Here is an 8,229-nt window from a genome sequence, read left to right as displayed (position 1 = left end):
GGCGCATCTAAAAGACAGTAACTGTCTGTTTGTTACTGCAAGGCCTAAGAAACAGTGCCGCTATAAAAAGGGAGGAGCCCAGATGTGTACAGCCGAGGCGAAAAAGAACCTGCTTGGCGTAAAACCTGCCTAGCCGACCGGCCGGCACAGGTCTTCCTCAGAGCTACTTCTAGCTCTAAACCCCCTCAACCGATGGCCTTAGCCCCCGTAAGATTAAAGGTAAGCCTTTATGAAGGCATTGTGACCACTTAAAAGAGAAGTATATGGAAAGAGATAAGAATAAGAAGACAAATCAGAATCAAGGGAAGCATAGTACAGCCAAAACAGATGCTACTTATAACAGAGAGGCAGAAGAACTGAGAGACAGCCCTACTTCTTCTATGAACGCGAGCACTCCCACGAATGTAGGTACTGGCGGTGTTTTTAGACCGGACGAAAACCGGGATGAGGAGACCAGAAGAGGCCCTAACACGACAGGTAAAGTCGACAAGAAAGACACCCAGAACCGTAAGTCGTAAAGGAAACACTAAGGATTTCTCCGGGTAAGAAGTTTTCCTGACTTCCAACAAGAGATAGGGGACGAACAGTAAAAGAGTTACTATACCTTAGTTTGACAAGGCAAGAGCTGCTTAATCTACGGAATAAGCAGCTCTTGTAGTTTAGGTGTAGCCTAGCTAAAAGAGCTGTAAGGAGGGGAGCAGTAATAGGTGACGACTCTTCTTAGAGGTGCTCTTCTAAAGCTGAAAGTTCGACTGACTCTCGCCGCACAAGTTCCGATTTGTAAATCCTAGAACAACACCATTAGGTGTTTTAGCTGTTTGTCTCCAAATACTTCAGCTGATGAATGACTTGGAAGTACTAATTTTAAAAACTTCCTTCTGTTTTTTTCGTTCAGGATTTAAATTTCACTATAACACTATGAGTGCTTAGTCACTTTTTAAGTGATTTTTTTTTGTTTTAGATTTATCCGTTTTATATTTAGGCTAATATCTGGAATTAGAACAGAGCTAAAGGACACTACAACGCATTTCTTCTTTTTCACTATAGTTCTGACACATAAAGTAGTTCAAGAACTATGTTCCAAATTTTATCCTTGATTTTGAAAATTAAGGCATTATTTATTCCTGATAAAAGGAAATCTCATAGCTAAATAAGCTAGAAGAACGATTAATTTAATTATAACAGGTTATTTGGTATAACCGCTTGTAGAGCGGTTTGGCCTGATTGTTTAAAATCGGTCCTAGCTACTTAAATAATCCAATGCTTTCTGCTGCAAACCTACTTTATAGGTTGTAAAGTGGTATTGGGACGCTAATCGTATTGTTTTTATTACAGCCTCCTAATCTGTATAGGACAGAAGGATGATTTACAGAATTGTGTGCTTCGTCCTAAACTTTAGAAGAACCTTCCAAAAGGCAATTAGTTTTTTTATGGAAGTTGGAAGGCAGAGGGTTGTCGTGTTTGTTTGCGTGCTTCAGTTTTGGAGTGGAATGTAAACAGAAAGCATATAGAGCAAGAGAATCAAGAGTTTAAACTTTAATTGATTTATAACCTCTTAACCAGATAGTCTATGAGATACTTTTTACTCAAAGAGCTTAAGTATTTACTCTTGCTCTCTCTAATTTGCTTATCTGCCGCCTCGGCCTTTGCACAAGGAATTGTAGTGCAAGGTAAAGTAACAGATTCTAAAGGAATAGGTCTTCCTGGTGTAACAGTGCTGTTGAAAGGGACGACAACAGCTGCTCCAACTGGTGTTGAAGGCAATTACTCTCTCAATGTGCCAAACGGAAGTGGTACACTTGTCTTTTCATTTATTGGCTTTCAGACACAAGAAGTTCCTATAGACAATCGCTCTACCATCAATGTTCAGCTTAGCACAGACGCAAAAGCACTGGAGGAAGTAGTGGTTGTAGGGTATGGTACACAGAAGAAGGAGACTGTAACCGGTTCTGTTGCCGCAGTTAAAGGAGGAGATCTTCAAAAATCGCCAGCTGTTAATATTACCAACTCCATTGCTGGCCGAATGCCTGGTGTTGTTGCTGTAAACAGAAGTGGTGAGCCAGGTTACGACCAGTCCGTTATTAGGATCAGGGGGTCTAACACTTTGGGAGAAAATGGTGCACTGGTTGTAATTGATGGTGTGCCGGCTCGGGCAGGTGGCATTGAGCGCCTGAACCCAGCGGACATTGAAAGCATTTCGGTTCTCAAAGATGCCTCCGCAGCTATTTACGGATCGCGGGCGGCAAATGGGGTTATCTTGGTTACCACAAAGCGAGGCACAGCAGGAAAGCCGAAATTGTCTTACTCTTTTAACCAAGGCTTTGCTCAGCCTACTGTTATTCCTGCGCTGGCAAGTAATGTTCAGTTTGCTGAGATGCGAAATGACCTGGAAATTTACAACCGTGTACCAGTGCATTTATGGGGACAAGCCACTGAGGCATTCCGCCAAACGGGGAGCTTTACCTTGCCTGACGGATCTACAGTAAATGCACATTACGGCCCTGAAGATTTCCAGAAGTTCAGAGACGGGTCCAGTCCATGGACGCACCCTAACACCGACTGGTACGATGCTACACTAAAGCCATGGTCACCGCAGTCCCAGCATAACCTGCAGTTGACCGGAGGAAATGACAACATCAAGTTCTTAACCTCTCTAGGGTACATCAACCAAGACGCTTTCTACAGAAATTCTGCTACTGGTTACAAGCAGTATGACTTGCGGGTAAACCTGGATGCGACTATCAGCCAGTATATAAAGACAACTGTCGGCATGCTTGCGCGCCAGGAGAACCGCTTTTTCCCAACGGTAAGTGCTGGTTCTATCTTCAGGATGCAGATGCGGGGCCTTCCTACCTCACCTGCCCGCTGGCCTGATGGAAGGCCAGGGCCAGATATCGAGAATGGGGAGAACCCGGTTGTTATCACCACGAATGAAACCGGATACGACCGTGATAACCGTACTTATTTACAAACAAACGGATCAGTGGAAATCACTAACCCATGGATAGAAGGGCTAAAATTTACAGGAACAGCTGCTATCGATAAAATGACCCGCCGCCAGAAAAGATGGCAAATTCCGTGGTATTTATACTCTTGGGACAAGACTTCTTACGAAGCAGATGGCACTACTCCTTTACTTACGTCTGGGCGAAGAGGACCTGCCGACCCTAATCTTAACTTAGCGGATGAGGAACAGCTAAACATCTTATTAGGTGGCATCCTGACCTACGAACGTAAGTTCGGGGACCACGCAGTAACTGTTTTGGCAGGTACCAACCGAGAAACGATTGATTGGGACCGGTTTACGGCATACCGCAGATATTTTATTTCACCTGCCATTGATCAAATAGCTGTTGGTGGAAATCTGGAGCGTAATAACGGGGGAGATGCCTCGGAAAGAGCACGCCTTAGCCACTTTGGCCGCTTTGCTTACAACTATAGAGAGAAGTATATGGCTGAGTTCCTGTGGCGCTACGATGCCTCCGACATCTTTCCGCAGGAGACCCGCTACGGCTTTTTCCCGGGCGTGCTGGCCGCGTGGCAAATCTCCGAGGAAGACTTTTTTAAGAACAAAGTTTCCTTTATCAATTATTTGAAACTTCGTGGTTCATGGGGGCAAATGGGTAATGACAACCTGGGGCCAGAAGGGAACCAGTACAACTACCTTTCTACCAACGTTTTTGGAACCTACATTATTGGTGGGCAAGAAGTATCAACACTTCGAGAGAACAGGGTGCCGAATCCTAACATTACCTGGGAGGTGGCCACCAATGCTAACGTGGGCGTGGACGGCCAATTGCTGCAGGGAAAGATCAACTTCGAGTTTGATGTGTTCTATAACAAGCGGACAAATATTCTATGGTTCCGGAACGCCTCGATACCACAGACCACCGGAATTAGCTTGCCTCGTGAAAATATAGGTGAGGTTGCAAACCGTGGCTGGGATGCTTTGATAGGCTATAATAACCAGATTGGGGATGTTCTGTTCAGGATCAATGTGAATGGGGGGTATGCTAAAAACGAAATCCTTTTCTGGGATGAGGCCCCTGGTGCCCCTGCCCATCAAAGGTCTACTGGCATGCCGATGGGTACGGGACTACGCTATGTATACGATGGGGTGTTCGTAAGCCAGGCCGATATTGACGCCAACCCTATTGACTATAGCGCAATTGTAGGTACACTACGCCCTGGCGACATGAAATATAAAGATGTGTCTGGCCCGAATGGTGTTCCTGATGGTAAAATAACTCCGGATGATAGAACAAGAGATCCAAGAAATGATATCCCTACTTTCCAGGGTGGTTTAAACGCGAATGTTAATTATAAGAATTTCGACTTCAGCGTGTTATTCCAAGGATCTGCGGGGGCAGTCATGACGCTCGCTACTTGGGAAATGGGTAGTATCGGTAATTTCTTGGAGGACATTTATGTGAACCGTTGGACCGTAGAAAACCCTAGTTCAGAGCACCCGCGCATTTCTGATCGTGGCAACCAGTACTTCTCTAGTGGCAATACTTATTGGATGAGAAGCACCGATTACGTTCGATTAAAGAACATTGAATTAGGCTATACGCTACCAAACGTTATCGGCAAAAAAGTAGGTTTAGATGTTTTGCGGGTGTATGTAAATGCCCTGAACCTTGCTACCTGGGATAAATTGAAGGTGTATGACCCTGAAAATGTTAACTCGAACGGCCAGTATTATCCACAGTCGAGAGTCCTTAACGCAGGTGTAACAGCAACATTTTAAGTGAATCGAAAATGAAAAGAATAAATAGAATAAAGTCTTTGTCCTTGGGTATTATCACGGCTATGGTGCTCGCTACCGGCTGTAATGATGACTTCTTAGATACTCAACCCTTAACAAGTATTCCCGGTGATGTTGTTTGGACAGATGCTGCCCTTGCTGAAGCTTTTGTAACCGACCTCTACACTGCTTTAGGTAATGGAGGCTTTGATGAACAGATGTTAGCTTCACTTACGGATGAGTCTGTCTTTACCCATCCTGGTCGGGGTATTAATACGATCACGGAAGCGCGTTCAAACCCTGCCGATCCAGGTTGGATAAATGGTACGCTAAGCTGGCAAAACATGTACAGCAAAATAAGAGCAGCTAACTTGGCCATAGAAAACCTAGAAACCCCCAAGTTTGATAACCCCGCAATGGCGGCAAGATTAAAAGGGGAAGCGCTTTTTATGCGTGCTTATCTGTATCACCAGTTACTCCGGTATTACGGTGGTGTTCCACTCGTTGAGAAGTCGTACAAGCTTGGAGAAGATGATTATACGATGCCACGCAACACCTTTGAGGAGACTGTTAACTTTATTGTAAAGGATGCAGACGAGGCCGCTCAATTACTGGATGGTAAGTCTATGGCTAAAGGGCGTAGCTCTAAAGCTGCTGCACTGGCACTCAAATCTCGTGTTTTGCTTTACGCTGCCAGTGACCTTCATGATATCCCTACTGCCAGTGCGAAGTCAAGTGTCATTGCGGGCTATTCTAAACCAGAATTAATAGGATACGTGAGTGGCAACCAGATGGAACGCTGGCGAAAAGCCCAGGCTGCAGCAAAAGAGGTGTTGGACTTAGGCGGCTATGGATATGAGTTACACCTGACAGAACCTGTTGCCCCGGAGCAGGGTACGGCAAACTACATGGATATGTCCTTATACCGGGGTGGTGCTGAAAGGGAGATGATTTTCGGCCGTTATTTTATTCAGTCAAAGAACGAGAACGGGGGGCGGGTTGGCTTGTTTAACGGGCCTAACGGATATCGCAACTGGGCAGGTAATACTCCTCTTCAAGATTTGGTGGATGACTATGAGATGATGGATGGCAGCAAGTTTAGCTGGGATAATCCTGATCATAGAGCAGCGCCTTACGATAACCGTGATCCAAGATTAGCCGCGACTGTACTTTACGACGGAGCGAACTGGAAGCCTCGGTTCACTACCACAGATCCCGCCAATCAGATTCAGACAGGCCAATATGAGATAATTGGCAGCGATGGCCAAAAAACAACGCATTTTGGCCTTGATACTCGCCAAAGCTCTATAGAAGACTGGAACGGAACTCGCACAGGTTATTATATGAGAAGGTTTGTCGATCCAAACCCGAACTTCGTGGATATGAACATGTGGCAACAAGTTCCTTGGGCTTTCTTCCGCTACACAGAGGCGGTTCTCAATTATGTGGAAGCTAGTATTGAGTTAGGAGAGGATGCCGAAGCTCAGGAGTGGCTGAATAAAGTCCGCTTCCGGGTGGGGATGCCAGCAGTTACCGAAGGAGGCGAAGCCCTGATGCAGCGGTACCGCAACGAACGTAGGGTAGAGATGGCCTACGAGGAGCAACGCTACCATGATGTGCGGCGTTGGATGATCGCCGACGAGAAGTTTGGGCGTCAACCTAGGATTATTGATATCAAAGGTACGCTGAAGCCAGGCAAGACAGTAACGCTTTATCAGTATAGCCGAGAGAATTACAATTATACCTATAATCCTATAGAGCTCGGGAAAGGGGTTGAGAACAGGGCTTGGGACGATAAAATGTTTTACTTGCCAATTCATCGGGATGAAATGAACCGGAATGATAAGTTAGTTCAGAATCCGGGCTATTAAACACTGTTATCTCTAGTTTGAAATCTATGCCAGTCGAGTTGTACTGGCATAGATTTCTATTTTTACCAAGTTGTTTATATCGCTTCCATTCATGAGCAAGCTTAGATTCTCTCTGTCTTTCGTCACCCTTTTGCTTTTCTCAACCTGCCAGGAAAAGTCTCCTATGGCGGAGAAAGGCCAGGATACAGCTCCCGTTGTTGCTGCGGACCCTCTCTTTACGTTGCTTCCTGCCAGTAAGACTGGTGTGAGTTTTACTAATAGCCTTACTGAAGGGTTGAACACGAATGTCTTGATGTATGAGTATTTCTACAACGGAGGCGGTATAGCTATTGGAGACGTAAACGGTGACGGATTGCAGGATATTTACTTCACGGGTAATATGACCTCTAACCGCCTGTATCTGAACAAAGGGCACATGCAGTTTGAGGATATAACAGCCAGCGCCGGCGTTGCCGGGCGAGAAGGACCTTGGACTACTGGTGTCACTATGGCCGACGTAAACGGTGACAAACTTCTGGATATTTATGTTTGCTACTCCGGTAAACTGCGCCCAGAGAAGCGAGAAAACCAGTTATTTATCAATCATGGATTAGATGCCGGTGGGAAACCTGTGTTTTCTGAACAAGCGGCAAAATATGGCTTGGCTAATTCCTCTAACAGTACCCAAGCTGTGTTCTTTGATTTAGATAGGGACAGTGACCTGGATATGTTTCTTTTGAATCACAGCCCGGAGTCCTTACCTGTACTGGATGAGTTTATAACTGCGGAGATACTCCAAAAGGAAGATGCTCAACGTGGGGCACGACTTTATAGGAATGATGATGGGTACTTCCAGGACATAACTATAAAAGCAGGTATTCATTCTTCTGCCTTATCATATGGGTTAGGGGCCGGGGTAGCCGATATCAATGGGGATGGCTGGTTAGATATTTACGTCTCTAATGATTATGACATTCCAGATTATCTGTACATTAATAACCAAAACGGAACTTTTACGGATCAACTTAAGACGAGTATGGGCCACGTTTCACACTTCTCCATGGGCAGTGATGTGGCCGACATTAATAATGATGGCTTGCTGGATGTGTACACGCTGGACATGCTGCCTGAAGAGAACAGACGGCAGAAGCTGTTATTCTCGCCCGATAATTATGAAAAGTTTAACCTTTCTCTTAAATCTGGCTTTCATTACCAGTACATGCGCAACATGTTGCACGTGAACAACGGGGATGGTACTTTCAGCGAGGTAGGGCAGCTGGCAGGAATCTCAAATACCGACTGGAGCTGGGCACCTTTGTTTGCCGACTTTGACAACGATGGCTGGAAAGACTTGTACGTGAGCAACGGCTACCTGCGGGACTATACAAACATGGACTTTATTAAGTACATGGGTGACTTTGTGCAGCAAAAGGGGGGGAGAATGGAGCGAGCACATGTGCTAGAGCTAGTTAACAAGATCCCCTCATCGAACGTGACCAACTACATTTACAGGAACAACGGCGACCTTTCTTTCAGTAACCAACAGAAAGCCTGGGGCATGGATGTCCCCTCCAACAGCAACGGGGCCGCGTACGCCGACCTGGACAACGACGGAGACCTGGACCTGGTGGT

Annotated in this window: 4 protein-coding genes; all 4 read left to right on the top strand. The window is 45.7% G+C overall.

The window, feature by feature from the left end; all coding sequences use genetic code 11:
- Nucleotides 1-263: 263 nt before the first annotated feature.
- A complete protein-coding gene (locus tag CHB92_RS25120; protein ID WP_089321993.1) occupies nucleotides 264-518 on the top strand; it encodes a hypothetical protein in 255 nt (84 codons plus the stop codon).
- 1,052 nt (nucleotides 519-1,570) lie between these two features.
- Nucleotides 1,571-4,750 carry a SusC/RagA family TonB-linked outer membrane protein gene (locus CHB92_RS25115; RefSeq protein WP_089321992.1) on the top strand — a complete coding sequence of 1,060 codons (3,180 nt, stop codon included), beginning with the start codon at nucleotides 1,571-1,573 and terminating at the stop codon, nucleotides 4,748-4,750.
- Between the two features lie 11 nt (nucleotides 4,751-4,761).
- Nucleotides 4,762-6,618 carry a RagB/SusD family nutrient uptake outer membrane protein gene (locus CHB92_RS25110; protein ID WP_089321991.1) on the top strand — a complete coding sequence of 619 codons (1,857 nt, stop codon included), beginning with the start codon at nucleotides 4,762-4,764 and terminating at the stop codon, nucleotides 6,616-6,618.
- 91 nt (nucleotides 6,619-6,709) lie between these two features.
- Nucleotides 6,710-8,229: FG-GAP repeat domain-containing protein (locus tag CHB92_RS25105; protein ID WP_144266399.1), on the top strand; the 1,520-nt coding region annotated here is incomplete at its 3' end.

Origin of the sequence: Pontibacter ummariensis (genome assembly GCF_900188175.1) — a bacterium.
Lineage (GTDB): Bacteria > Bacteroidota > Bacteroidia > Cytophagales > Hymenobacteraceae > Pontibacter > Pontibacter ummariensis.
Note: the sequence above shows the minus strand (reverse complement) of the source record. Positions and strands in the feature narration are given on the sequence as shown.